34 protein-coding genes and 1 pseudogene are annotated in these 21,324 nt (G+C 53.4%); 4 read left to right on the top strand and 31 right to left on the bottom strand.

Annotation, left to right across the window (positions count from 1 at the left end; all coding sequences use genetic code 11):
• Positions 1-72: 72 nt before the first annotated feature.
• A complete protein-coding gene (locus tag ACQG0T_RS10175; RefSeq protein WP_022647925.1) occupies positions 73-1,101 on the bottom strand; it encodes a Mal regulon transcriptional regulator MalI in 1,029 nt (342 codons plus the stop codon).
• 179 nt (positions 1,102-1,280) lie between these two features.
• Here ACQG0T_RS10175 and ACQG0T_RS10170 point away from each other — a divergent pair.
• A pseudogene (locus ACQG0T_RS10170) lies at positions 1,281-1,475 on the top strand (PTS sugar transporter subunit IIBC); the annotation flags it as partial.
• Positions 1,476-1,614: 139 nt separating this feature from the next.
• On the opposite strand, the gene ACQG0T_RS10165 reads toward ACQG0T_RS10170, so the two are convergent.
• From ACQG0T_RS10165 to ACQG0T_RS10105, 13 genes are all read right to left on the bottom strand, one after another.
• The gene (locus ACQG0T_RS10165) at positions 1,615-1,932 is read right to left on the bottom strand and encodes a hypothetical protein (RefSeq protein WP_023306078.1); all 318 of its coding nucleotides are present in this window, start codon (positions 1,930-1,932) and stop codon (positions 1,615-1,617) included.
• Entirely contained in the window at positions 1,932-2,171 is a 240-nt protein-coding gene (locus ACQG0T_RS10160) for a hypothetical protein (RefSeq protein ID WP_271040769.1), read from the bottom strand. The genes ACQG0T_RS10165 and ACQG0T_RS10160 overlap by 1 nt, the downstream gene beginning before the upstream one ends.
• Positions 2,172-2,253: 82 nt before the next feature.
• Positions 2,254-3,594, bottom strand: coding sequence for a pyocin knob domain-containing protein (locus ACQG0T_RS10155; RefSeq protein ID WP_426723784.1), 1,341 nt, complete (start codon positions 3,592-3,594; stop codon positions 2,254-2,256).
• Between the two features lie 58 nt (positions 3,595-3,652).
• Positions 3,653-3,886, bottom strand: a complete 234-nt coding sequence (gene cor / locus ACQG0T_RS10150; RefSeq protein WP_017382566.1) for a phage exclusion lipoprotein Cor — start codon at positions 3,884-3,886, stop codon at positions 3,653-3,655.
• Positions 3,887-4,114: 228 nt separating this feature from the next.
• Positions 4,115-4,516, bottom strand: a complete 402-nt coding sequence (locus ACQG0T_RS10145; protein WP_426723783.1) for a DUF7370 family protein — start codon at positions 4,514-4,516, stop codon at positions 4,115-4,117.
• A gap of 62 nt (positions 4,517-4,578) precedes the next feature.
• Positions 4,579-4,863: a hypothetical protein gene (locus tag ACQG0T_RS10140; protein WP_042889542.1), complete on the bottom strand. Its 285-nt coding sequence runs from the start codon at positions 4,861-4,863 to the stop codon at positions 4,579-4,581.
• A 10-nt stretch (positions 4,864-4,873) separates the two neighbouring features.
• Positions 4,874-5,977: a major capsid protein gene (locus ACQG0T_RS10135; RefSeq protein ID WP_045345391.1), complete on the bottom strand. Its 1,104-nt coding sequence runs from the start codon at positions 5,975-5,977 to the stop codon at positions 4,874-4,876.
• A gap of 13 nt (positions 5,978-5,990) precedes the next feature.
• Positions 5,991-6,449, bottom strand: coding sequence for a phage cement protein (locus ACQG0T_RS10130; protein WP_042889540.1), 459 nt, complete (start codon positions 6,447-6,449; stop codon positions 5,991-5,993).
• 12 nt (positions 6,450-6,461) lie between these two features.
• Positions 6,462-7,727 (bottom strand): hypothetical protein, encoded by a 1,266-nt coding sequence (locus ACQG0T_RS10125; protein WP_310823009.1) that lies wholly within the window; start codon positions 7,725-7,727, stop codon positions 6,462-6,464.
• 2 nt (positions 7,728-7,729) lie between these two features.
• Positions 7,730-8,656, bottom strand: a complete 927-nt coding sequence (locus ACQG0T_RS10120; protein ID WP_271040755.1) for a phage minor head protein — start codon at positions 8,654-8,656, stop codon at positions 7,730-7,732.
• Positions 8,616-9,965, bottom strand: coding sequence for an anti-CBASS protein Acb1 family protein (locus ACQG0T_RS10115; RefSeq protein WP_426723782.1), 1,350 nt, complete (start codon positions 9,963-9,965; stop codon positions 8,616-8,618). Before ACQG0T_RS10115 ends, ACQG0T_RS10120 begins: the two co-directional genes overlap by 41 nt.
• Before the next feature lie 15 nt (positions 9,966-9,980).
• Positions 9,981-11,459 (bottom strand): DNA-packaging protein, encoded by a 1,479-nt coding sequence (locus ACQG0T_RS10110; RefSeq protein ID WP_332950989.1) that lies wholly within the window; start codon positions 11,457-11,459, stop codon positions 9,981-9,983.
• The gene (locus ACQG0T_RS10105) at positions 11,446-12,018 is read right to left on the bottom strand and encodes a terminase small subunit (protein WP_059347650.1); all 573 of its coding nucleotides are present in this window, start codon (positions 12,016-12,018) and stop codon (positions 11,446-11,448) included. Before ACQG0T_RS10105 ends, ACQG0T_RS10110 begins: the two co-directional genes overlap by 14 nt.
• Positions 12,019-12,227: 209 nt before the next feature.
• On the opposite strand from ACQG0T_RS10105, the gene ACQG0T_RS10100 reads away from it, so the two are divergent.
• Positions 12,228-13,348, top strand: a protein-coding gene (locus tag ACQG0T_RS10100) for an IS3-like element ISSen4 family transposase (protein ID WP_096147877.1) whose coding sequence is annotated in 2 segments (ribosomal slippage) — positions 12,228-12,486 and positions 12,486-13,348 — 1,122 coding nt in all. Because the reading frame shifts where the segments join, the coding sequence is not laid out codon by codon here.
• Positions 13,349-13,458: 110 nt separating this feature from the next.
• Here the strand turns inward: ACQG0T_RS10100 and ACQG0T_RS10095 are convergent.
• From ACQG0T_RS10095 to ACQG0T_RS10070, 6 genes are all read right to left on the bottom strand, one after another.
• Positions 13,459-13,734: a hypothetical protein gene (locus ACQG0T_RS10095; protein WP_025760468.1), complete on the bottom strand. Its 276-nt coding sequence runs from the start codon at positions 13,732-13,734 to the stop codon at positions 13,459-13,461.
• Positions 13,735-13,798: 64 nt separating this feature from the next.
• Positions 13,799-13,990 (bottom strand): hypothetical protein, encoded by a 192-nt coding sequence (locus tag ACQG0T_RS10090; protein WP_063405385.1) that lies wholly within the window; start codon positions 13,988-13,990, stop codon positions 13,799-13,801.
• On the bottom strand, positions 13,941-14,219 hold the full coding sequence (locus tag ACQG0T_RS10085) for a hypothetical protein (protein ID WP_193149712.1): 279 nt from the start codon (positions 14,217-14,219) through the stop codon (positions 13,941-13,943). Before ACQG0T_RS10085 ends, ACQG0T_RS10090 begins: the two co-directional genes overlap by 50 nt.
• A complete protein-coding gene (locus ACQG0T_RS10080; RefSeq protein WP_063405389.1) occupies positions 14,216-14,758 on the bottom strand; it encodes a glycoside hydrolase family 108 protein in 543 nt (180 codons plus the stop codon). Before ACQG0T_RS10080 ends, ACQG0T_RS10085 begins: the two co-directional genes overlap by 4 nt.
• A gap of 2 nt (positions 14,759-14,760) precedes the next feature.
• Positions 14,761-15,036, bottom strand: coding sequence for a phage holin family protein (locus tag ACQG0T_RS10075; RefSeq protein ID WP_001514184.1), 276 nt, complete (start codon positions 15,034-15,036; stop codon positions 14,761-14,763).
• Complete coding sequence (locus tag ACQG0T_RS10070) at positions 15,033-15,434, bottom strand: putative holin (protein ID WP_001514183.1); 402 nt, start codon at positions 15,432-15,434, stop codon at positions 15,033-15,035. Before ACQG0T_RS10070 ends, ACQG0T_RS10075 begins: the two co-directional genes overlap by 4 nt.
• 223 nt (positions 15,435-15,657) lie before the next feature.
• Between ACQG0T_RS10070 and ACQG0T_RS10065 the strand changes: the two genes are divergently transcribed.
• Together ACQG0T_RS10065 and ACQG0T_RS10060 are read left to right on the top strand one after the other, a co-directional pair.
• Positions 15,658-16,068 carry a hypothetical protein gene (locus tag ACQG0T_RS10065; RefSeq protein ID WP_317457709.1) on the top strand — a complete coding sequence of 137 codons (411 nt, stop codon included), beginning with the start codon at positions 15,658-15,660 and terminating at the stop codon, positions 16,066-16,068.
• Between the two features lie 37 nt (positions 16,069-16,105).
• Positions 16,106-16,396, top strand: a complete 291-nt coding sequence (locus tag ACQG0T_RS10060) for a hypothetical protein (protein ID WP_047345198.1) — start codon at positions 16,106-16,108, stop codon at positions 16,394-16,396.
• A gap of 174 nt (positions 16,397-16,570) precedes the next feature.
• Here ACQG0T_RS10060 and ACQG0T_RS10055 read toward each other — a convergent pair whose 3' ends face one another.
• The 11 genes from ACQG0T_RS10055 to ACQG0T_RS10005 all read right to left on the bottom strand — a co-directional run bounded on the left by ACQG0T_RS10055 (position 16,571) and on the right by ACQG0T_RS10005 (position 21,323).
• On the bottom strand, positions 16,571-17,386 hold the full coding sequence (locus ACQG0T_RS10055) for an antitermination protein (protein WP_332950990.1): 816 nt from the start codon (positions 17,384-17,386) through the stop codon (positions 16,571-16,573).
• Positions 17,383-17,505: a hypothetical protein gene (locus tag ACQG0T_RS10050; protein ID WP_317457705.1), complete on the bottom strand. Its 123-nt coding sequence runs from the start codon at positions 17,503-17,505 to the stop codon at positions 17,383-17,385. Before ACQG0T_RS10050 ends, ACQG0T_RS10055 begins: the two co-directional genes overlap by 4 nt.
• Entirely contained in the window at positions 17,502-18,143 is a 642-nt protein-coding gene (locus tag ACQG0T_RS10045; RefSeq protein ID WP_332950991.1) for a recombination protein NinG, read from the bottom strand. The genes ACQG0T_RS10050 and ACQG0T_RS10045 overlap by 4 nt, the downstream gene beginning before the upstream one ends.
• Entirely contained in the window at positions 18,136-18,306 is a 171-nt protein-coding gene (locus tag ACQG0T_RS10040) for a NinE family protein (RefSeq protein WP_332950992.1), read from the bottom strand. The genes ACQG0T_RS10045 and ACQG0T_RS10040 overlap by 8 nt, the downstream gene beginning before the upstream one ends.
• Positions 18,299-18,748 carry a recombination protein NinB gene (locus tag ACQG0T_RS10035; protein WP_332950993.1) on the bottom strand — a complete coding sequence of 150 codons (450 nt, stop codon included), beginning with the start codon at positions 18,746-18,748 and terminating at the stop codon, positions 18,299-18,301. Before ACQG0T_RS10035 ends, ACQG0T_RS10040 begins: the two co-directional genes overlap by 8 nt.
• 183 nt (positions 18,749-18,931) lie before the next feature.
• Positions 18,932-19,213: a hypothetical protein gene (locus tag ACQG0T_RS10030; RefSeq protein ID WP_059291148.1), complete on the bottom strand. Its 282-nt coding sequence runs from the start codon at positions 19,211-19,213 to the stop codon at positions 18,932-18,934.
• Positions 19,214-19,255: 42 nt separating this feature from the next.
• Positions 19,256-19,504: a hypothetical protein gene (locus tag ACQG0T_RS10025; protein WP_231620436.1), complete on the bottom strand. Its 249-nt coding sequence runs from the start codon at positions 19,502-19,504 to the stop codon at positions 19,256-19,258.
• Positions 19,505-19,562: 58 nt separating this feature from the next.
• On the bottom strand, positions 19,563-20,300 hold the full coding sequence (locus ACQG0T_RS10020) for a hypothetical protein (RefSeq protein WP_201745266.1): 738 nt from the start codon (positions 20,298-20,300) through the stop codon (positions 19,563-19,565).
• The gene (locus ACQG0T_RS10015; protein WP_053263734.1) at positions 20,297-20,557 is read right to left on the bottom strand and encodes a DUF4752 family protein; all 261 of its coding nucleotides are present in this window, start codon (positions 20,555-20,557) and stop codon (positions 20,297-20,299) included. The genes ACQG0T_RS10020 and ACQG0T_RS10015 overlap by 4 nt, the downstream gene beginning before the upstream one ends.
• Positions 20,554-20,982 (bottom strand): hypothetical protein, encoded by a 429-nt coding sequence (locus ACQG0T_RS10010; RefSeq protein ID WP_074173980.1) that lies wholly within the window; start codon positions 20,980-20,982, stop codon positions 20,554-20,556. Before ACQG0T_RS10010 ends, ACQG0T_RS10015 begins: the two co-directional genes overlap by 4 nt.
• On the bottom strand, positions 20,979-21,323 hold the full coding sequence (locus ACQG0T_RS10005) for a winged helix-turn-helix transcriptional regulator (protein ID WP_257437892.1): 345 nt from the start codon (positions 21,321-21,323) through the stop codon (positions 20,979-20,981). The genes ACQG0T_RS10010 and ACQG0T_RS10005 overlap by 4 nt, the downstream gene beginning before the upstream one ends.
• Position 21,324: the final 1 nt, after the last annotated feature.

Below are 21,324 nucleotides of genomic sequence, written 5' to 3'. Positions count from 1 at the left end.
TATTGCCGGGTGGCGCTGACGCTTACCCGGCCTCCGATCCTGAGTCGTTGCAGGCCCGTGCAAGCAAAGCGTTTACTTCACCGTCACTAACCGTGCAGCCACAATCTGATGCCCGGCCTGCACGTCCGTATTTTCAATGCGCTGCATGATCCTGTCTGCCAGGGTGTACCCCATTTCACGAGCCGGCGTCGTCGCCCAGACGATGGGGAGATCGTCTAACGCATTTTCACCGACATCCGCAAACGCCCCCAGCGCCACCTGATGGCCGAAGAACGTTTCTACCCCGCCCTCACCGCTCTGGCGTCCGGCGCGGATCAAACCGAACCACGCCCCCATCGCAATGACGTCGTTATAGCAAATCACCGCGCTGATCGTCGGGCTGTTGCGAAGCAGCGTGCCGATGGCTTCCGCGGCTTTTTTCTGGCTGGATTCACACTCCACCACCCATTCGCTGTGAAACGGCAGGCCGTATTTGATGAGCGTGGAGCAGTAACCGCCCACCCGCTCGGCACGCGTCAGGGACGAGCTTTTACCGCCGAGCCAGGCGATGCGCTGATGGCCGCGATGAATAAGATGCTCGGTCAGCATTTGCGCGGCCTGCATGTTATCTGGCCGAAGGGTATCGGCTTCGTCGAGATAGCTGGCGCGCGACGCAAACACCAGCGGTACGCCTTTCTGCGCCGCGCGCTCACACAATTCACTGCCCACGCCGGACGCGCCGGCCACGATCACCCCATCCACCCCTTGCGTCAGCAGCATATCCAGCCTGGAGAGCAGCTGCTCCGGTTCGCGCCCACCGTGGAGCAGGAAAACCATTCGCCCCTGCGCTTCAAGCGCCTCGGTAAGCCCGGCGGTCAGTTCTGCATAAAACGGCGACGCGAGGTCGCGAACGATCAGCCCTATCACCCCGCTTTGCCCACCGCGCAGCGCCGACGCCTGGCGATTACGCACAAAGCCTAACTGCTCAACGGCCTCGTTGACGCGCTGACCCGTTGCAGGAGAGATGCGCCCCTTCCCGCTCAATACCAGCGAAACGGTGCTGACGGAAACCCCCGCCGCCAGTGCGACATCGTTGATGGTGATCTTTTTCGCTACAGCCATGTGGTGGCGTGACTCCTTGATAATGAGATCGCTAAAACGTTTTATCAATACGTTATCTTTATACTACCAGTAAAAGCCTGAGAATGTGATTTAGCGCGCACTAAAGTTTGATAAAACGTTTTATCTTCTCGCCCCATCGAGGTCGTTAAATCTCTTTCTACCATTTAAGGAGTCGTTTTATGACGACGAAAGCAGCACAAAAAATATCGCTGTGGGAGTTTTTCCAGCAACTGGGTAAAACCTTTATGCTGCCCGTGGCGCTTCTCTCTTTTTGCGGGATCATGCTGGGGATCGGCAGCTCGTTAAGCAGCCACGACGTCATTACCCTGATCCCTTTCCTCGGAAATCCGGTACTTCAGGCGATCTTCATCTGGAGACTATTAAGTCTTTTAACGAAGTGGCTTGATGTTGGATTGATGTGCGGTAACTTCAGCTATGTTGCCGCGATACGATTTGTCATGTGCAATGAACTAACGTCGTTTCGCGGTAACTTTATGCCCCACCCATGCCCCATCACACCACCCTGTCATCCTGCATCACGCTGTTGATGAAGAACGTCACCCGCCCCATCACCTCAACCTCTTCCGCAGCCTCCCCCTCTATCGCTTCACCATCATCACAAATCAGCGCCCTGCCCATGACTCTGGCAAACTGAGTCCGTCCGCCGCTGAGGATTAGCAGAACCTGATTCTGTACCAGTCTGGTGCACGGCTCGATAACCGCAAAGCCAGACGAGGTTTCGAGGATGCGGCTGTCCATGCCGATCCCGCAGATAATTTCCGGAGATAAACGCGGTGCTACGAAATCAGCCGCCGGTGAAGGAAATCCCATCAGTGCACCCTCCCCATGCTACGCAGGATCCAGTACCTGTTGTCGCTACCGTCTTTCGTCTTGTCAGCGAAGCCTGGCTGATTGCGCTCTATCCATGCATTGGCGTCGGCTCGGGTGAAGTGCCAGTTAAAACCACGCAACTTTTCTATAAAGCTGTCTGTTCTCAGGTAGCGGTAGCCCTTTGGGTTAAGCTCTATGGCCGCAATAAAGGCGGCCTGAATATCTGAAATTCGGGGCATAATCTGCACTCCCTTTATTACTGTGTTTATATACAGTAGTTTCAAATGGAATGCAGATCAATTTGGGTTCGCCTATTAATTTTTAAGGCTGAATGTCTTCAGGCTGCTCTGTCAGTTCAAGAGAAGCTTCGGAAGCTCTTTTTTTCCAGATGCTATCCTCTGGCATATCGAGGCGAACGTCGATCCAGCTGTTGGCCGGAACATCCATAGGAGCCCCTTTTGTTTTGACGATCTCCCCTTCATCGCTCAGCATGTATTTGCGCTTAAACAGGCGAATGGTCAGAACCCCATCATCCCCTTTCGCAGCTTCAACAATACCGAGCTCACCCATCCCACCCGGATCCATCGGCGGCAGAAGTTGCCAGCCAGAAGATGCCAGACCGGCAGAGCCAGTCAGCGTATAAACACCGACATCGATGCGGCTTATATGAACCCCCTCGGCCTCCTCATTCGCCGTAGCGCAACCGCACCAGGAGAATCCGTCTTCGTCTACATCAGTTCGCTGGTTTTCTTCCTGAGACTTCACGATACGCACAACAGGTGATGCAGCCTTGAGCGTGCCGTCACTGGCTTTGGTTGTGTTACCTGAGGTATAGAATTCAACCCATGACCCAAACGTTCCGTTCTGAATCGCTCGAAGAAATGCTCTGGTACCCGAATCTGTGGTGGCAAATTGGGTCCTGTAAAGAGCATTGTTGCCTGGCATCTGAATGACACCAAACCCTCCTGTCAGCCCACCTGGACTTCCCCAGTTAGTTCCAGAGGAACCGTAGAAGCCAACCGGGCCAGCTGACCCTATTGCAGTCTGAATACCAACCTGAGAACCCAACCCAAACGCTTTGCCGGTTGTCATTACTCTGTCTGCGGTTGCGTCATTAATTGAAGTCTGCTCATCGCGTACTGCTGATGTTCCTAAACCAAGGTTTGTGCGAGCGTCTGCGGCGGTTTTCGCACCAGTGCCACCCTGGCCAACGCTGAGCGCGGTAGTCAGCCCGGAAAGGGCGGTGATGTCGCTGTTTGCCCCTTTCTTCGCCAGCGATTTCTGACCCGGTACCGTGACGGCCACGCCGTTAATCGTGATGGTGACGTCTGTCGTACCGTTCATCACATCAGCGAAGCCGCTCATGTAACGCTGGTACATAGTGAAGGTTTCAGCGATGTCCTGCGCCAGGCCATCCACGCTCAGGCTGTCGCTCAGCAAAATCGAATACTTCGTTCCCGCAGGGATTGCAGGGCTTGCCGCAGGTGTCACGGTGAGACTGGTTGCCCCACCGATAGCAGTAATCTGGAATACCTGCACAGGGCTGGTCATTGCAATAACGGTACAACCGTTACGAATAAGAGAACCAGCAGCAGTGAAGTTTGTGCCGGTACCTGTAAGGGTGTTTCCGCTGATGGCGATAGTGCCAGTGGTATAAATCATGTTTTCTCCAGGCAATAAAAAAACCCGCCGAAGCGGGGTTTGTTCAAAACTGAATGGGTTAGTGGCAGGTGGTGCTGGTGAACGTGTTGGCGCTCACCCATGACCAGTTAAAGGGATAACCGGCGCGGTACTGCGTCTGATTGTTTTGTTTACGGACTCCGTAGATCTGGACGCTGCTTTCCTGTCCGCCGACCAGGGCTGTTCCGGTGCATACGGGTTGCTGCTTCTCAATAACGCCAGCGCAACCGGAGAGCAATACCGCTACCGCCAGGCAAAGAATCATATTTTTCATAGTGGTTATATCCCAGGGCATTCATGAAGCTACACAATAACAATATGAATCAACGGGATATAATTGATTTGGTAGATCAATTACTCGAAATTGATCGTTCAAAACGATCAATCATAATTGGCGCAGTTAATGGCCATAATCACGTTCCTCAGATTCGAATACGTAACGTTCTGAAGGTTGCCGCCAGGGGTTGTCTGCGGCCTGGCGAATATCCGCGTATTGCTTCCCTCAAGTTTTGCCATGCTCTTGTATATGGCCGAGTAGGGCTGCGGTTGACCGCCAGCCGATACAACCCCGGTAATTAGTCCCAGCATGGCAGGCATGCAGGCCCACTTCCCCGCCAGAGTTGTATTGATGTTGTATCCTGAGCTGGCATCCACCCCGGCGGTACCGAAATGAGCGTGATGCGCCGTTGGGCCCTGTCTGAGAACTGATGTACTTGTCACCCTGACCGAGCCCCATAAGCGCCAGCAGATAGAGCTGAATCAACAGCGAGGTCGATGCAGGATAATATGCATCGAGACACTCCTGAATACTGTTGGCCTGGTCGACGAGAGCCTGAAGAACAAAATCGGGAATGGTAATTCCCTGGCTCTCCAGATACTCCTTCGCCTGTTCGAGAGTTACCATTATCGACTCCGTGAAATACCCCGCCGGAGCGGGGCATAAAAAAACCGCCTTAGCGGCGGCTGTTATTCAGCAGGGAAGAGCTTTTCAAGCTCGCCTTTCGGCAACAGCTCGCCAAGCTTTTCAGCACCCAGATTGCCTTTGTACTCAATACCCAGTTCGGTCAGCCGCGCCTGGATAACCTCTTTTCGGGATTTCACATCCGTGCCAGCCTCTGGTGTCGCCGGAGTTAGCGCAGCGTCAGAGAGTTTCATAACATGAGGCTTCAGCGCAGGATGCAGTTTCTCAATTTCAACCACATCACCGACCTTCACTCCATGCCACGCCCTGGTTACCTGGTATTTAGCCATGCTGTTCTCCTTATGCCAAATTCGCGCCGTACAGCACGCCAGAACGACCTTCGTCATCACGTTTAATCTGCAAACCTTCAGCAGACATGATCTGGAAGTTGTAGTTGCTCTGAGGCATAGGACGCGGCAGCGGAACAACACCAACGGCCATGCCAACAAGCGGGGAGATCACATCTTTGCGGCGCTCATAAGCCAGGAACTCATTACCGCTCAGCGCATAAGTCTGGCGGATGTCTTTCACCGGAATAAACTTGCGAATAGCATCCAGCACAGAACCGCTGATGATCGCGTTTGTACCGTCACCCACCTCAATAGTGTATGGCTTGGAGAGGTTCGCCATGATTTCAGGAGACAGCCACAAAACGTCATAGGCCGTAACCTGGTTGGCGCGGGCAGTCACACCAAATGCACCGGTTGGACCGAAGAATGCCAGCGCCTGCGCCGGGGTTGCAGTGGTCAGGTTGATGTTAGCGCCACCTGCGCCAGAGCCAAGGTTGATTTTGGCGGTGTTGCGGTGGTTGCGAAGGCCCTGTGCCGGGTAGTTCTGAACCTGAATGGTCGGATTACCATCCAGATAACCAGTTACTCGGCGTTTATGGAACTTACGGGTTTTTGCTGTCTGCGAATCCAGAACCAGATCAATGCCGACGGTGTTCAGTCCTGCGGCAAGACGCCAGTTAACACCGAAGCCAGCGGTATAAATCGGAACTGGGTCACCATCGCTACCGTAATCAGTGTGGTCAAAGGAATACGGCGCCTGACCGTCAAGACTCACAGAGACATCATCAGCAATATCGCCAATCGTGTTGTAAAGTTTGGCAGTCTTGCCGATCGGCAGAACGGTCTGCACAGCCATCAGGTCGTTGACAATTTCCATGCCGATCACCTGATCGCGAGACTGGACGGTTTCGCGGTCAATTTCAGCCCAGAACTCACGACCCAGCCCATCACCTGCCAGCGCATTGGCCGCCAGCGTTTCTGCATCCATCGCGCCACGGTACTGGTTAACCATGATGTTATGCGCGGTGTCCCAGATGTTGCGCTGCGCCCACAGAGAGTTCCAGTGAAGGCGCAGGCGGCTATTCGTGGCAAGCGTTTCTTTAGTGAAGTACATTCATATTCTCCTTTTACTCGCCGCCGCCAGTTGCCGGGGCTACAGTACCTACGCGGAAGCGCACGCGGATAAAGTCGGTAGCGCCGGCAGCGATGGTTGCATCGTCCTGGCTGTAGCCAAGAACGGTGTCGGTGTCAGAGTCGGCAATCGCCCCCTGACCATTTGCGCCCAACTTGATCGGGGTGTCTTTGGCGTAAGTTCCCGCAGGACACAGGATTGCCAGTTCTCGGCCTTCTTCCACGTAGTTACCAGATGTGGAGTGACCAGCAGGGATAGAGTCAGTAATACCAAGCCCTTCGCTGAATGCTGGGTCGAGAACATACAGGCGACCAACTGTTGCTGCGGCTACTGCAAACTCATCGTCACCGTTGATGGTAACGAAAGTTCCCGGCAATGACGCGGCTGCCACTTTACGGGTTTCGGTCTTGTACAGAGACTGACCGTCGATATTAACGCGACGATAACGTGCCATTAGTCTGGCTCCTTATTTGAAATATTCGTCAGGGTTCGGCGCACCGGTTTCTTTCTGCTGTTGCGCAGAGTTGGTGCCCAGCGGTGCGGATTCACCGATTGTTTTAAACATCGCATCCAGCGCTTCGCCTGAAAGAGCGTTAGCCACGACCTCGCCGTGTACCTTAGCTACAGCTTCACGCTTTGCTTTCTCTTCAGCGCGTGAGTTGGCGGTCAGGGTGTCTGCCAGTTGCTGATGGTTTGCCTGTAGCGCATCAACCTTTTCCGCGAGAGGCTTGATAGCCGCTTCAGTATTGGTCGCAACAGCCTGGCCGATCATGCTGCCGATTTGTTCCAGTTCTTCTTTGGTTAAAGGCATGTCGCCCTCCGTTTTGTGGTTTGGTGCAGGCTGTTCCTGCGGTGTGAATAGAGCTTTGAATTTGTTAGCGACGACTGCGACCCACGACTCCTGGCGCGCTACTGCGGTGCCGGTATCTTCGAAGGTGATTACGCCGCCCTCAGACTTGTAGCCAAACACCTCAGCGCTGCCGCCGTTGCGGATGATTACCGCTTGCGAGTCAGTGAAGTCAGCAACCCATGCATATTCATCCGCGCCAGCCGCAAACTTCGCTTTGGCTGCGCGATCGAGATGCTGTTCGCGCTCCCGGTAGGATTCGCCAACCAGCGCGCCCGAGTTAGCCTTGAGCGGTTGAGCCAGATCAGCGTTAACCATCAGGCCAACGCCCTGCTCAGGTGTCGCCGCGCCAACCTCATGCAGCAGAATGGCGTCATGGTCCATGCTGTGAATCTTCGCCACCCACTCGGCGCCCGTAGCTCTCTGTTGTTCGTTCGGCTCAAGCTGATCGAGGAACGCGGCCACGCTGGTATGAATCGGCGGAACGTCTTCACCGCGCTCAATGGCAGCGACGCGATCAAGTAGCTCCCTGCCACCTTCAGACTCGCTGGCGCGGGCCACATCAACCCACTTTTCGAGATAGATGCGATTACCGGACTTCTTAACATTGCGGTTCCACGCCCCAACGAATCCTGTGCACAGCCCTTCTGGAGAGAATGCAGACACGAACTGGCCGTTAACTTGAGGGTGCCCAAGCGGTGCCAGGGTACCCTCCAGCCCCTGATAGTGGGCGTCGATTTCTTCCGCTGTGTACAGCCCGCCATTCATTACGACGTTAGCCGGCAGCGTGTAGCTCGGCAGCACCAGGTGCTCACGCCCGTTGTACGTTTCGCGCCGGATTGACTGGCTGTTCACCTTCGTGGTGATGTTGACCTGCATAGGCATAGTTATTTCTCCGCCCAGGCGTAACCGCGCGCCTGCATCGATTTATATTCCTGTTTGAGTTTCGTGATGGTGTCCGGGTATTCCGGGTTCCCGTCCGCATCCACCAGTACCGACTGCTGGCTGCATTTGCAGTTGATGGAGTTGCCATCTTTGCTGTACCAGGCACGCACCTCTTCGTTGGTGTAGAGGTGGGCATGGCGCACTGCGTGGGTATGTCGGGTTGTCGGTGACAGAGCCGAGATGTGAACCAGCAGAGTTTTCAGGCCGAAGAGGTCATTCGCCTCCTGGTCTTCATCCCACTTGGCCCGGCGCAGCGCGGTAGTCACTTCTGTGCGCGCTATCCGGTTCGCCCGGCGCTTCTCGATGCCGGTCTGTTCTGTGAGGTTGCGGGCAATATCCAGCGGATTGAGCCCACGCCCCACCCCATCAGTCAGCACGCGCGCCATGTCGCGCTTAACGTCAGCGCTCAGCCCCTTCATTTCCTCAAACACTCGTGCATGCACCAGCGCCATACGTTGCTGGTACGGGTCGCTTGCGAGGATGGACGCCAGCGACTCACGCCCGGCTGAGTACACCGGGGATTGCTGGCTGAGGTTGTAGAACGACTGCCCGGTCCCTTTCTCCGAAGCCAGATCGATGTACTCGTAAAACCACAGGTCGTAATCACCACCTTCAAGCAGCACCTGATCAACCAGGTAACTGGCATCGTTCAGGATGATGGAGAGTAGCGTTGGGTTTAGCTGGTATTCGTATCTGGCGTTTACTGCGAGGGAGGAAGGTATTTTGTCGAGTGCTGATTTGTACGCTTTGCCAATCTTATTCATCCGCCTGGCGAAGTCTTTCATTGCCCGGCGTTCCAGCGCATCGGCCCCGGTCGGATCCTGATAGTTACGCGGCAGAATCGGTGGCTTCGTCTTCTTCGTCGCCATCCTCTTCTCCTAAAGGCTCTTCGTCGTCATTGTCATAGCCCGCAGCCGTGCGAATCTCTTCACGGGTGAACGCGGGTTCATCGCCGCTGCCCTGCATGGTCTGGTTAATCTCGCCCATGGTCTTGGCGTTAGTGAGCTTCTCAGTACCGGTCTGTTCGTTAAGGTCATCCCAGGTGACTGTCTTCTGGACCACTGCATCAATAACCTGTAGCTCAATGAGCTTGTCGCAGAAGTCCTCTATTTCGAAGGACAATTCCCCCCTGCGAGACTGACAGCGGGCATTGAAATATTTCTGGTCTTCAGTACTGGAGCGCTCGGCCTGTTGGTTTCCGACCAGGATTCGCGTCGGAATATCCACCCCGGCAGCAGCAGTTTGCAGGTTTACGTTGTACGTCGGCGAAGGGTCAGACACCGGTGAAACCAAGGATGTTACGCTTGCCCCCTGGAGAGAAAGCAGTACATCATTGCCGCGATTCATCTCGCGTGCAGCGTCGTTAAACTTATCCTGCAACTCATCTACTTTAACGCCGTACATAGATGCAATGCTGCCAAAGTCGATTTCCTTGTCGAAACTAAGTGCTAACTGGCGAGCGGCGTTCTTCAGGAATGACTCGCCGGATCCACCCTCTACCTTCTCCAGGCTCACAAAGGCGTTATAAGCTGGCTCAAGGAAGCCAATAGCATCGTCTGAGTAATCACCAAGGATGAAAACGCGATCGGGGTGGATATTGACGCGGCGACTTGAACCATTCGGCAAGCGTTCGGCGTACTGCCACATTTTCGGCTGACCGTAAGTCTTCGAGTTCAGCCCAGTGTCCCACTCGCTCACCGTTAGCGATCCGGCCCACGCCACGGAAACCTTCTGCAACCCGCGCCCTTTAGTAACCGGAAGGTTCCAGTCTTTTTCATCGCGGACGTGCAGAAGGATGCCTGCATAACGACCGACAAGGCGACGACGATCCGCCTCGGCAAATGAGCGCCAGAACCGGTTGTTGAATACCTGCTTTGACTTGTTTTCCCAGGCGGTTTCGTTTTCGCTCTCGTCGGCATCGTCACCCTCGATGATTTCCGGGTTAGTCTGCCAGCATTTGCCCACCAGCTTCTCAACGGCACCGTGAGCGATACCACCGCGACGGTACAGGGCATAAAGGTTTTCGTAGGTTACCTGCTCAGGGAAGCCATACTCGCACCATGCTGAATGGCGCTTGTTGTCCAGACCCATCGTTGGTGCCAACAGCCCCATACGGGCGCGCGCCATCCGCGCATCGTTCAACGCATGGTTGACGGCGAGAGTTAATTTGTCAGTCATGGTTTGTCCGTTTGGTTAGCGAAGGCGTTTCGGAATCATCATCCCCACAGGTTGCGATCCATTCAGTTCAGTCAGTGCGTAAACCATCGCATCGAGGCGGTCAGGTGATTTCTTCGCGGTGGCGGGGATGTATTCCATCAGCTGGTTCTCCAATACGTAGAGATTGCCGTGATTTGCCACTCGCCCCTGTTCGTAGAGCGCCGATATCGGCTCCGCGCGGGCATACTTACCTTTGCTGGCATGGACACGAATGATGCGACCCTTGAACCCGGCGTTGCGTAGTGTCTCCTCCGCCATATCTCCGCCCTGGTTCGTCTCAATAACTATCGCGTCAGCTTCGTGTTGCTCATAAGCCGATATGGCTTTCTTGGCCCATCCAGCAGGTGAAAATTTACCGCTGTAATCGCCATCCACAGAGAACTGCTTTTTATCACCAGCACCATATGAGCTGGCAGCGACAATACCTGTTTCATCGCTTTCGTCGCTGTTTGTTGCCTGCGGGTCAATGGCTACGACAGTGCGAACCTTATCGTGATGAATTTGCAGTTCGCGTGCCGCGCTGATCATCGCCTCTGTCCACAGAGCGCCTTCTGCATTAAACCTGCGAGGCTTTTGCATGTACTGGGCTTCTGCGGTGCGCCGGTGCGAGAACAGCGATACACGATGCGATTCATTATGCTTAAAAGGCCACAGCCAGCCGTCAGGTAAGCCATGGTCAATCGGTATAGCGTGTGAGTTTTCAGGGTACTGCGCTGCGTATGGCTGACTATTGTCGATAATCACCGGCAGATTCAGGTGATGCCATTTCTCACCACTACCGCCCCGCAGCAGATAGCCGCTCAGGTCGTGGTAGTGAATGCGCTGCATGATGACAATCATCGGCGTCGTCTCAATAGCCAGACGTGATTTGATTGTCTCGTTAAAGCGGTTGTTAACGCCGTCGCGGACGATCTCAGAGTAAGCGTCGTCCGGCTTAACCGGGTCATCGATAATCAGCGCGCCCTGCCAGCCCGGTTCCATATGGCCAGCACGAAAACCGGTAACCTGTCCAGCTGCTGACGACGCGTAAACGCCGCCGCCGTGCTCAGTCCACCACATGGCCTTGCTGTCAGCGTCATCGCGCAGCGCCATCGGCCACATGGATTGGTATGCCTGCGACTTAATCATGCCGCGCGCTGTGGATGAGTTCAGCAGCGCCAGGTTATGCGAATAGGACAGGTGCATGAAACGGGCCCGGCAGTTCAGCGCCAGCCCTCGTCCCATCATATTGATGGTCGCCAATTCCGTCTTCGTGTACCCAGGCGGGACGTTGATGATCAGGCGCTGAATCTCACCATCAATGACGCGATCCAGCGTTTGCTGAATCACCTTGTGGTGAGGCGCGACAATCATCTTGCCGCCGGTGCGCTGCTTAAAGAAGTATCGAGCGTAGTAAAGCCCGTCTTCTTCGCACTCAATCTTGCGGGCGTAAGCCTTTTGCTCAGCAGTCGTCATCCTCCAACATCTCCCGCCGGGCAGCCTTATACTCTTCTTTGGTCAGTGTAGCCATTTCGATTGGCCCACCGTTCTTGCCTGTATGCTCATGAGTGGCCTGCTCTTTGAAAGCCATCACATCTATGTGCTTCCCGAGCAATTCGAGGTTTTTGACTTTATCCGGCCACTTAATTTTCTTGAGAAGCCCGACCATCTCACGCTCCTCCCCACGGCCTTCAAACATCTCAGCCACATCGAAGCCGCTCAAATATCTTCGCCAGGATAAAGGCCACTCGCTTACTGGCTTCAGACTCATGTCGTCTTTGAGGATGTCGAGCACGTCCATCTGGTCTATCTCAACGAGACGATTTAGGACGTATGTCGCATTTATGCCAACCAGATCATTGCGTTGGGCTTTAAGTTCGGCAATTCTGGACTGGATGTCAGGTTTTGACAGGTTTTCGGACGCGGTGCGGTTAGCTGTCTTAGCGCTGTACCCCGCCCGAATAGCCGCTTGCGTGGCGTTTAAATCGATGAGGTACTCGCGACAAAACATCTCTTGCTTGTCGGTGAGTGCCATTTTAATACCTATGTGAGGTGCTGATGGGGAACGTGAAAATTTACGCTGGCTTGGTTAACGGCGACCTTATGCCAATCGTTGAGGATAGAACCTCTGAAGAAATCGTTACTGCCTTCACAGGCGATGACACTGGCGCACTGACCTGCTCCCCGTTGATTAGTACACCCCGATGTTAGTAATGTCTTCATAAGCCACATGAGGACATCCCCATGAAGAAGCGTTTTTCCGACGAACAGATCATCAGTATTCTCCGCGAAGCCGAAGCTGGGGTACCCGCCCGTGAACTCTGCCGCAAGCATGCCATTTCCGATGCCACGTTTTACATCTGGCGTAAGAAGTATGGCGGTATGGAGGTGCCTGAAGTTAAGCGCCTGAAGTCGCTTGAGGAAGAGAACGCCAGACTCAAGAAGCTGCTTGCCGAAGCCATGCTGGATAAAGAGGCGCTTCAGGTGGCTCTTGGGCGAAAGTACTGACGACAGACCAGAAGCGGGAAGCCGTGATGTTGATGTGTGATGCGACCGGTCTGTCGCAACGTCGTGCCTGCAGGCTTACAGGTTTATCCCTGTCGACCTGCCGCTATGAGGCTCACCGTCCGGCTGCTGATGCGCATTTATCAGGGCGCATCACTGAGCTGGCACTGGAGCGCAGGCGTTTTGGCTACCGTCGTATTTGGCAGTTGCTGCGCCGTGAAGGGCTTCATGTTAATCATAAGCGCGTGTACCGGCTTTATCACCTCAGTGGCCTGGGCGTAAAACGCAGAAGACGTCGTAAAGGGCTGGCAACAGAACGTCTGCCGCTGCTCCGTCCGGCGGCGCCCAATCTGACCTGGTCGATGGATTTCGTCATGGACGCACTTTCCACCGGTCGCAGGATCAAGTGTCTTACCTGCGTCGATGATTTCACAAAGGAATGCCTGACGGTCACTGTTGCCTTTGGGATTTCAGGCGTTCAGGTCACGCGTATTCTGGACAGCATTGCACTGTTTCGAGGCTATCCGGCGACGATAAGAACTGACCAGGGGCCGGAGTTCACTTGCCGTGCACTGGATCAATGGGCCTTTGAGCATGGTGTTGAGTTGCGCTTAATCCAGCCGGGCAAGCCAACGCAGAACGGATTTATTGAGAGCTTTAACGGACGATTTCGCGATGAATGTTTGAATGAGCACTGGTTCAGCGATATCGTTCATGCCAGGAAAATTATTAATGACTGGCGGCAGGATTATAACGAATGCCGCCCGCACTCCACGCTGAATTATCAGACACCGTCTGAATTTGCAGCGGGCTGGAGAAAGGGTCATTCTGAGAATGAAGATTCCGACGTTACTAACTGAGTGTTGTATCTAATCGTGGGGGCAGGTCAGGGGATATCCATTGTTTGTGGCAACAAAAACCGCCCTCAGGCGGCATGAACCTAAGAATCATTAAAACGAGTCAGCAAAAATCAGATTTTTTCCCATTTGTTGCATGATTTGCATAAAAGAATACTGGCGTTATTTTTAGCCTCTTCTTCCTTTCTTTTCTCTCTAGCCTTGAGAAATCCGAATAAAGCAATTCCAGTCGTCAGGATCGCCATGATTAACTTTAGAACTTGATCGGCTGAAATCACTCCGGACGTATGTTGTGTAAAGCGGTCAGTGTTGAGCTGCTTATTTAATTCACCCGCTTTACGAACTATTGTATCAGTGCTCCCACAATATGGGCATTTAAGATTAGTCATATTCTCCTCGATGTTTCATCTATCTTACATCTCAGCTAATTGACATTTCAAGATATAAAACCCGCTATTGCGAAGCTCTGGTTTCTTTTTGGCAGTTCGCCTGCCACGCTTTGTTATGAGCCAGGATGTCGCGTTTCGTCTGGCGGTCAAGAATATCAATGTCGTGATCAGTAAGGTAGATTGGCTTTACCCAGTCACAGGCTGTATCAACCACCACCGGGACGCTTCCACGTGTCACGCAGCTCGCGATCAACATCGTCATCAGGCATGCGGTTAACATTCTGCTGTACATTGCTGGCCTCTTTCGTTGCTTCTACCCGGCGTTCGGCTGCTGACTCAATGGCCGAGGCCTTTTCTTCTGTGCGTTGTTGGTCTGCTTTTTCTTCAGCCTGTTCACGCCCGCGAAAACGGCCCAGACCAAACGCACCAAGCACCATCAGGATCGCAACTCCGATTGCCGCCAGTACAGATTTGAGTGTCGTCATAGGCTCACCCGCTCGCGCATCCAGCCATAAACGAATGATTCGTTAGCCGGACGCTGTTCTGCTATCTCAAGATAACGCTGGCCCTGGCTACAGTTCAGTGCGCGAAGCAATACGATTTCTCCTTCTCCGCCTCGTTTCGCCAGGAAGGACTTCAGCGCGCTGATACTACGTGGGCCGATCTGCCCGTCGGCGATCAGATCCGGATAGAGCTGCTGCTGGTTATTGAAAACGTTCAGCCAGCGCTGGAACCATTTAACCTGCACCGATGGCCCCATGTTCACACCGGTATCGCAAAGTTCGGCGGCAATAGAAGGGGAAACTTCTGCCACCTGGTCAAAGCGCGGGCCATACCAGTAATCAGACTCAAGGATCGCCAGAGCCTGCTCACGTGTAAGGTTTCGCATATCCCCGGTATAACCATGCGCGCGGGCAGTTGCCTGAGTAATTCCCCAGTTCGTTGGTCCGCCCTTATCATTCGGGTGATCAACATAACCGCCCTCTTTGCCGAGGATGGTGTTAAAGATATCGTCTTTGGTCATGGCTATTCCGTAATGACGACCTTCGCCAGGTTCCCGCGCGCCAGCCACACCGCCATGCAGATGACGGAGTTAAGCAGCAGATCGCCGAGGTTAACCTGTACGTAATGGCCGAGCAGAATATTGAAGGCGTTGAATCCGGCGGCAAGGATGACCAGATAGGCCAGCACCGCGACACTCAGGCGATGACGCTTTCCCTCTTTCCGGAAAAACATCAGCCTGACCATGATTAACAGGCAAACTATGGCGTTTGCATCCATCAGAAGAAGCTGCCATGTCATTTATCTTCCTCCCCCAGCCCAGGCATCTTACCGCTTTTTGATTTGCGGAGAATACGCAGCAGGACTGCCACGGAAATGGAAGCAGTGACAATTGCACCGACAGCTGGCGATACCTCAATGCTGGCCGGTGGCTTCATCAGACTTAACGGCGTGTTGATGATTCCGGCCATGATTTTCGCCATGGGAACGGAGAAGAACACGCCACTGATAAACGATATCAGAGCAAAGATAGCCTGCTTCCAGAGTTGATGGGGATCTGAGGTCAGAACGTATAGCGCAGTTCCGGCGAGTGATCCGAGCATCACTGCTGGAGTCGCCTCCGGAAACAGCGTGGCAAAGGTTACACCGACTGATGACGATGTAAGACCAACGCCTACGATAGTGAAGGTCTCAGACATATTTATTCCGTGTGTAGTTGGTTCAGGCCCTCGGGACGATTTAACAACAAGGCATGTCGAGGATGGTTCCCGGAGCCTGAAAAAGAAAAAAGGCCGCCAATCGGCAGCCTAAAGTAATTTTAATGCCGGGGTTTTTATCCACGCCCGGCGCGTGGTTTCCCAGCTTTCCACAGGCAAAGGAAATTGCTAAATTGTTTATTCCACAGACAATTAGGGAATAACCATGGATGTAGGATTACTTATCGCGTCCCTTAAAAACGGGATCGGCGCGCTTTCTGCTGTGCAGAGTAACGAGGTCCTGCGCGAGCGCATCGCTTTCATTGGAGAGCAGATCGACGTACTTCAAAAAGCCCATGCTGCCACCATAGAAGAACTTGCCGAGGCGAAGGCCAAGTGCGTAGAACTTACGAAGGAAGTAGCGGCTTACCGGGCAAAGGATGAGTTTGTCGAGCACATGGGTGCGGCCTTTAGAAAAAATCCCTCGGGTGGGTATATCAGCGCGGTTTATTGTCCCAACTGTCTTAAACAAGTCGGTAGCGGGTTCGATGACTTTCCTTACCATTGCGGCTCCTGCGGCTGGACTTCACGATTTGAAGGAAGGGAAATTGCTAACGTGATGAAAACTCTTCCGTAGTACCAATGATAACTTTCACAACTCTGGAGAAGTATTTATGAGCAGCATGCTTGACCCACAGAATTACAACAAAGAAATGCGTGAGAAGAAGATTGACCTGATGCTCTCAGCCATGGGTCCAATGAATGAGAAGTCGGCATTTCTTTTGGCTTTAATGATCAAACACTCAGATGACCCAGCCGCAACAATTAGAGAGATCGGAGACTGTATCGAGGCGGTCTACGGCGCGGGTGAAAATACTGACACATCTCAGGGGTCAAATTTTAGCGAGATGAGGCTGATGTACCACAGTGCCATAAGCATCTATCATAAGATTAAAGACATTTAGCAAAGCAAACCCCGTGATGATGCGGGGTTTTTATTGGGGCAAACAAACGAAAAAGCCCCACGGGGTTAACCGCAGGGCTTTAAACGAAGGCATTAACCCATCGTTAGAACAAAATTAACACAGATTCGGGAAAAGTAAATAGCTCACGATAAAATAGCGAACAATTGTTTAGCCTTATCGTGTTATCGCTCTCAGCTGTGATTCGGCCCAAGCTTCTTCAACGTCGAATTTTGATATCAACTGGTCGTAAAAGGGCTTCACTGATTTTTTCCAGGTGTCCAGAGTAATGGCGGATGATATCTCGCAAATGGCCGCATATGCTTCAGTCGATGGGATACGCTCATATCCACGCCCGCTGCAACGCTTGCAGGAACCAAACACCGGCACGCCCTGCTTCTTCGTTTCCTTCTGGTTCAATGCTGTCCCGCGTCCCCGGCAGTCGTTACAGGCACAGCTGACAACCTTCTTACCGTTGCAGGTCGAGCACAGCACCCGTACCACCTCTTTCACCTGGCGCTTAACCTCGAAATCACCCGGCGACTGCTTCAGGTCTTTTGCCCACTGCGGCAGCCTCATGGTGTAGTGCGATTTCATCGTAAAAACGTCAGCCTCAATGAACCCCTGCCCCTTACAGCATTCGCATTGCTTCACGCTGGCGGCGCTGCGGGAATAATCCTCGAAGGCGAAGGCGGCGAGCTGGCGCATCACCAGCGGCTTAATCCCGGCGTCCAGCTTGCGCAGCGCAGCAACCTTGTCGCATATGGTCAGCGCGTAATCAGCCAGCAGCGCGATAGCCCTCTCCCGGTCGTTATTGCTGATCCCCATCTTTCCGAGAAATGCGCTATACCCCATGGCGGCGCGTTCCTGGGTCATCCCCATCGCCGCCATGATATCTGTGCCCGTGAGTGAATCCGATGCAGTGGCGCGCGGGGAGTCGCTGATCATCGTCGATTTGGCGAAGTGATATTTCACGGTGTTTTCAAGATTCACGCTGCGGCCCTCTCTGGCTGTTTGGTCTTAGTCTGGTTCTGGCTGTGCTTTGCTACTGGTTGCAGGCTGGCGCGCTTAACGCTTTCAGCCTGGTACCGGAGGAAGTCGGTGTGGTTCATGCGGCCACCTGCTGCTTAAGTTCTTTGAGCTTGGCGCGGTACTCATCGCGGATCCGGATGAAGTCTTCCCGGCGGTAGTTGGTCATTTCGTGAGGGCCATTGAGCCAGTCGACATACTCCTGCCCGTAACGAGCGACCAGGCCAGCTTCGTATTGCTGCGTGACCGTAGCCTCTTTGGCGGTGTACTTCCCAGCCCCGGCATTGCAGGATTTGCACTGCTTATGGGCGTTGCGCTCTTCAAAGCGCAGTTCAGGGTTAGCCCCGACCGTTTTGAAGTGGCCGCAGTCCCACTGGCCGCCGTGCAGATCCGGGGGATTGGTCTCGCCGCAGCTGATGCATGGCAAACCAGCATCACGCGCGCGGATGTAGGCGTTGAATGCCTGCTGAGCCTGCGCCTTGTAGTACCCGGCAGGCCGTAGCTCTGCCAGGCGTTCCTTGCGGCGTTTGCGCCCGGCCTTCTCTGCCTCTTTCTGCTCCTTAATGCGCTTGGCAGCGGCTTTCACCTTCTCCTTCTCGCGTTCTTCCATCGCGAGGATTGCGCCGTGCTCCGGGCAGCACCAGCGGATCCGGATGTCGTGGAATTTCGGCACGAAGTATTCACCGCATACTTTGCACTTACGGCGGGATGGTTTACGCATGATTCCTCCGTGCCGCGAGACGCAGCCATTTCTGATCCACCAGGCGGGCGGTGTAGCCCTTCAGTGTTGGGATGTCGGACGGGTTAACCGCGGCCTTACGCTTGCGGCGCGCCGGAACTCGGAAGATTTCGTTTGTGATGACGCGTGCGAGAGGATTACCCACGGGAATCCCTCCACTCTTGCGCCCAAGCGATGCGCTTACTGGATGCCTCGGAAAACTTCACGCCGCGGTCGGTTCCGAACCAGTAAATCGCCTCGATCACGTCGACCATGTAGCGCTTGCTGGATTTGGATGTGCGGACGCCGAAATAAACGCGGCCACCGTTGATGCCCGGCGCGGATTTCTGCTCCTGGTCCTGAGTCTGATTCACCAGAACGGTGATGAGGTCCTTCCATTCCTCGCGGGTCAGCTTTTCGCCGTGCCAGACAACCTGGTCAGACAGGTCCTTCAGCAGCGGCCACATAAGACGGTTTTGCTTATCGGTTCGCGTCTCTTCCCGGGCCTCGACCACCATCGGCGCGCGAGGGTTTACCGGCAGGGAGCGAATGTACGCGATGAGATTGTCTTTAACGGTGTCGTTAACGATGCAGTAGTGCTGTTTCATACGGCCTCCTTAACGGAAACCGCAGAATGCAGAAAATCGCAGGTGCCGTTAAGCATCTGTGACAGGGTGAGGAGTTCAGATTGTGGTCGCATTTAAGTCCCCTTAAATGCGCAGAAGTCACCGGAGTTGTTCAGGCTCCGATGACATGATTATGGCGGGTTGATTTCAGAAAATCAAAGGTTACTAAACCGTGGATGATTTCTTTGGGTGAAATTTCCGGATTGCAGCATCGACACGATCGCGAGATGGTAAAACATCAAATGCTATGTTGTAGAATTCACCATCATACGCTTGCTGTCTGACAACATTAAATTCTTTGAACTGAGTCATTGGGTAGACCACTGGTTCATTGGAATTGGTAGAACGCATTACAGCTTTTGTTACCACGCTTATTTTATCAAGACCCGCTTCATCGTGCTTGATATCCCCTTCATGACCCAAACCAAAAACCAAGTAATCTTCCATTTAATCTCCTTTAAAATTTTGTCATGCGTCTAATTCGACCTACTATTTCATTAAACTTTGTGAGATAAATATTTGTTCGCATTTAGCCATAAATGGCTCTCTTCCTGATATTTCATGGTATAGGGCATGATTTAGCATGATTCCCTTCATGCTCTCTTCACAGTCTTTCCTGCTGTAAAAGACATTCACCGGTTCTTTTTCGGTGTTCAAGTTCACCACTTCCAAAGAACAACCTGACATATTGCTGAGGCTGGCACAGGTGCTCAAAACCAGCACAAATAGTTCGTGCATAAATGACTCCCTAATTACTGTGCTGGTTATATTGCCCAAACTTTAGCAGAAATTACGACTATTTTTTAACGGCGGCGAGCATCGCCTTATAGAGATCCGGGAATCGAGGACTCTCCCAGGGCAACCCCATGGCCTTACACATCTGATAGGTCGGCTCAAATGGCACCATCACCCAACCATCCGGAATCACCGGAGAGTTGCCGCTCACAGCCTCCTGAAAGCGTTCAAGCTCCACGTACTCCTGGCATGACCAACCGCCATCAATGAAATCACAAGCTTCAACAGCGTCGAAAGTGAACGATGTTTCACCACCAGTTGGTGAGGTTAAGCCGTACAGGTCTGCTACCGGCTTAAATTGCGTGACTGGTATGGTACCTTCATTGGTGAGGGTACCATCTGCACCCTGAAGCATGGCGGCGCGGCAGGCGTCAAACACTGCATTGTTAAACTTCACACCTTCAAACAAGATTTTTCCATCATGCTCAAACCAGAACTCGGACTTCTCAGCATCCGGTAAGAGGCTTTTAAGCACGCCATCGGGCACACTCTCCGGCGCTGGCGGGGCGGTGTAGAGCGGTTCAACGCCTGAGCAGTTGGGCTTGTAATCATTTAATATCCAGTAACCGACATAAGTTGGTGTTTTCTGGAAGTGTCTCCAAGCCACAGGCTCCGCTTCGAGCGATGCCAGTGCGATACGCGCCAGCTCGTTCAGGATTGCCACATCAGCGTGACCGAGGGTGTAACCAGCTTTCAAATCGGCAACTGCTTGGACGGCATGTTTGTCGATGTTGCTCATTGGGCGGCTCCTTCTGTGCGATACATCATGATTGTCAGATCGCCTTTAGTCGCCAGGCGCACCGTTGTTCCTGGTTCGATGCTGGACAGGTCAAACGCATCGTAAAATTCGTTTACTGCCTTCTGTCTACGAGATAGCTTTCTACGCTTATCCCACTGCTTTAGCGCAATGGAGATAAACCACTGGCCTGTTTTGAACATGATGAATAACCACCCCATCAGAGCGAGGCCAGTGTTTAGAATGTCCAGAATGCTCATGACTGCACTCCTTTGCGAAGCTGGGCGGTGAAGTCACCGCAGATAGTTGCTGCTGCATCAAGCCCAATTTGTTCGTCCTGATAGCAATTAATAATTGCATTGCTAATTTTCAGGCAAACGTCATCGACCGCGCTGGCCCGCACTTCAGCCAGAAAAGCCTGGTACGCAGGAATCTGCATCACAGCCAGTGAACGAATCATTTTCTGCACTTCTGGCGGGCATTTCTCATAGTGCTCATCTGTGATGAACACTGCCTCGTTGTGAATGACTTCAACTGCACTCAGCTCCGCAGCCAGCGCCGCGCATCTGGCTTCAAGTGCGGCATAGTCTTCGTAATCGACCATATCGCCATCGACACTCTCTACCACGTCGCAATGGCACGAATGCTCATCACAGGCCACCCACTCATAACGTTTTACGCTCATACCCCTACCCTCCCCCAAACCATCAATACTCTCTTCATAGCCGCGCTGTTGCGGCATTCCTGGCAGATCACGTTTGTATCTGTCCGCTGAATTAACTTCGACTTGCCATGCTTCATGCCCGGTATCGTGTCAGGGGCGAAGCGCATGCCGTAACTGGTCAGGCTATACAGGCGCTGGCCATATTTTCCTTCGCAGCTGATCAGGCCGTCGGCCAGCAGAGTGCTAACCGTGCCGGATATCTTTTTGGTATCCATGCCTATAAGCGCTGCCAGCTTGGCGTTGTTCAGCCCTGGGTTGTTGCGCAGGGCTGCCAGAACCTGCTCACGGATTGTTATGGTCATG

Source organism: Enterobacter cloacae complex sp. 302F9 (genome assembly GCF_050030335.1).
In the GTDB taxonomy this organism is placed as follows: Bacteria; Pseudomonadota; Gammaproteobacteria; order Enterobacterales; family Enterobacteriaceae; genus Enterobacter; species Enterobacter hormaechei_C.
The sequence above is the reverse complement of the archived record's forward strand: the minus strand, read 5'-3'. Positions and strand labels throughout refer to the sequence as shown.

Bases quoted from the DNA above. Each gene is read 5' to 3' on its own strand.
- ACQG0T_RS10175 (WP_022647925.1), bottom strand. From the start codon at position 1,101: ATGGCTGTAGCGAAAAAGATCACCATCAACGATGTCGCACTGGCGGCG.
- ACQG0T_RS10165 (WP_023306078.1), bottom strand. From the start codon at position 1,932: ATGGGATTTCCTTCACCGGCGGCTGATTTCGTAGCACCGCGTTTATCT.
- ACQG0T_RS10160 (WP_271040769.1), bottom strand. From the start codon at position 2,171: ATGCCCCGAATTTCAGATATTCAGGCCGCCTTTATTGCGGCCATAGAG.
- ACQG0T_RS10155 (WP_426723784.1), bottom strand. From the start codon at position 3,594: ATGATTTATACCACTGGCACTATCGCCATCAGCGGAAACACCCTTACA.
- cor (WP_017382566.1), bottom strand. From the start codon at position 3,886: ATGAAAAATATGATTCTTTGCCTGGCGGTAGCGGTATTGCTCTCCGGT.
- ACQG0T_RS10145 (WP_426723783.1), bottom strand. From the start codon at position 4,516: ATGGTAACTCTCGAACAGGCGAAGGAGTATCTGGAGAGCCAGGGAATT.
- ACQG0T_RS10140 (WP_042889542.1), bottom strand. From the start codon at position 4,863: ATGGCTAAATACCAGGTAACCAGGGCGTGGCATGGAGTGAAGGTCGGT.
- ACQG0T_RS10135 (WP_045345391.1), bottom strand. From the start codon at position 5,977: ATGTACTTCACTAAAGAAACGCTTGCCACGAATAGCCGCCTGCGCCTT.
- ACQG0T_RS10130 (WP_042889540.1), bottom strand. From the start codon at position 6,449: ATGGCACGTTATCGTCGCGTTAATATCGACGGTCAGTCTCTGTACAAG.
- ACQG0T_RS10125 (WP_310823009.1), bottom strand. From the start codon at position 7,727: ATGCCTATGCAGGTCAACATCACCACGAAGGTGAACAGCCAGTCAATC.
- ACQG0T_RS10120 (WP_271040755.1), bottom strand. From the start codon at position 8,656: ATGGCGACGAAGAAGACGAAGCCACCGATTCTGCCGCGTAACTATCAG.
- ACQG0T_RS10115 (WP_426723782.1), bottom strand. From the start codon at position 9,965: ATGACTGACAAATTAACTCTCGCCGTCAACCATGCGTTGAACGATGCG.
- ACQG0T_RS10110 (WP_332950989.1), bottom strand. From the start codon at position 11,459: ATGACGACTGCTGAGCAAAAGGCTTACGCCCGCAAGATTGAGTGCGAA.
- ACQG0T_RS10105 (WP_059347650.1), bottom strand. From the start codon at position 12,018: ATGGCACTCACCGACAAGCAAGAGATGTTTTGTCGCGAGTACCTCATC.
- ACQG0T_RS10095 (WP_025760468.1), bottom strand. From the start codon at position 13,734: ATGACTAATCTTAAATGCCCATATTGTGGGAGCACTGATACAATAGTT.
- ACQG0T_RS10090 (WP_063405385.1), bottom strand. From the start codon at position 13,990: ATGTTGATCGCGAGCTGCGTGACACGTGGAAGCGTCCCGGTGGTGGTT.
- ACQG0T_RS10085 (WP_193149712.1), bottom strand. From the start codon at position 14,219: ATGACGACACTCAAATCTGTACTGGCGGCAATCGGAGTTGCGATCCTG.
- ACQG0T_RS10080 (WP_063405389.1), bottom strand. From the start codon at position 14,758: ATGACCAAAGACGATATCTTTAACACCATCCTCGGCAAAGAGGGCGGT.
- ACQG0T_RS10075 (WP_001514184.1), bottom strand. From the start codon at position 15,036: ATGACATGGCAGCTTCTTCTGATGGATGCAAACGCCATAGTTTGCCTG.
- ACQG0T_RS10070 (WP_001514183.1), bottom strand. From the start codon at position 15,434: ATGTCTGAGACCTTCACTATCGTAGGCGTTGGTCTTACATCGTCATCA.
- ACQG0T_RS10065 (WP_317457709.1), top strand. From the start codon at position 15,658: ATGGATGTAGGATTACTTATCGCGTCCCTTAAAAACGGGATCGGCGCG.
- ACQG0T_RS10060 (WP_047345198.1), top strand. From the start codon at position 16,106: ATGAGCAGCATGCTTGACCCACAGAATTACAACAAAGAAATGCGTGAG.
- ACQG0T_RS10050 (WP_317457705.1), bottom strand. From the start codon at position 17,505: ATGAACCACACCGACTTCCTCCGGTACCAGGCTGAAAGCGTTAAGCGC.
- ACQG0T_RS10045 (WP_332950991.1), bottom strand. From the start codon at position 18,143: ATGCGTAAACCATCCCGCCGTAAGTGCAAAGTATGCGGTGAATACTTC.
- ACQG0T_RS10035 (WP_332950993.1), bottom strand. From the start codon at position 18,748: ATGAAACAGCACTACTGCATCGTTAACGACACCGTTAAAGACAATCTC.
- ACQG0T_RS10030 (WP_059291148.1), bottom strand. From the start codon at position 19,213: ATGGAAGATTACTTGGTTTTTGGTTTGGGTCATGAAGGGGATATCAAG.
- ACQG0T_RS10025 (WP_231620436.1), bottom strand. From the start codon at position 19,504: ATGCACGAACTATTTGTGCTGGTTTTGAGCACCTGTGCCAGCCTCAGC.
- ACQG0T_RS10020 (WP_201745266.1), bottom strand. From the start codon at position 20,300: ATGAGCAACATCGACAAACATGCCGTCCAAGCAGTTGCCGATTTGAAA.
- ACQG0T_RS10015 (WP_053263734.1), bottom strand. From the start codon at position 20,557: ATGAGCATTCTGGACATTCTAAACACTGGCCTCGCTCTGATGGGGTGG.
- ACQG0T_RS10010 (WP_074173980.1), bottom strand. From the start codon at position 20,982: ATGAGCGTAAAACGTTATGAGTGGGTGGCCTGTGATGAGCATTCGTGC.
- ACQG0T_RS10005 (WP_257437892.1), bottom strand. From the start codon at position 21,323: ATGACCATAACAATCCGTGAGCAGGTTCTGGCAGCCCTGCGCAACAAC.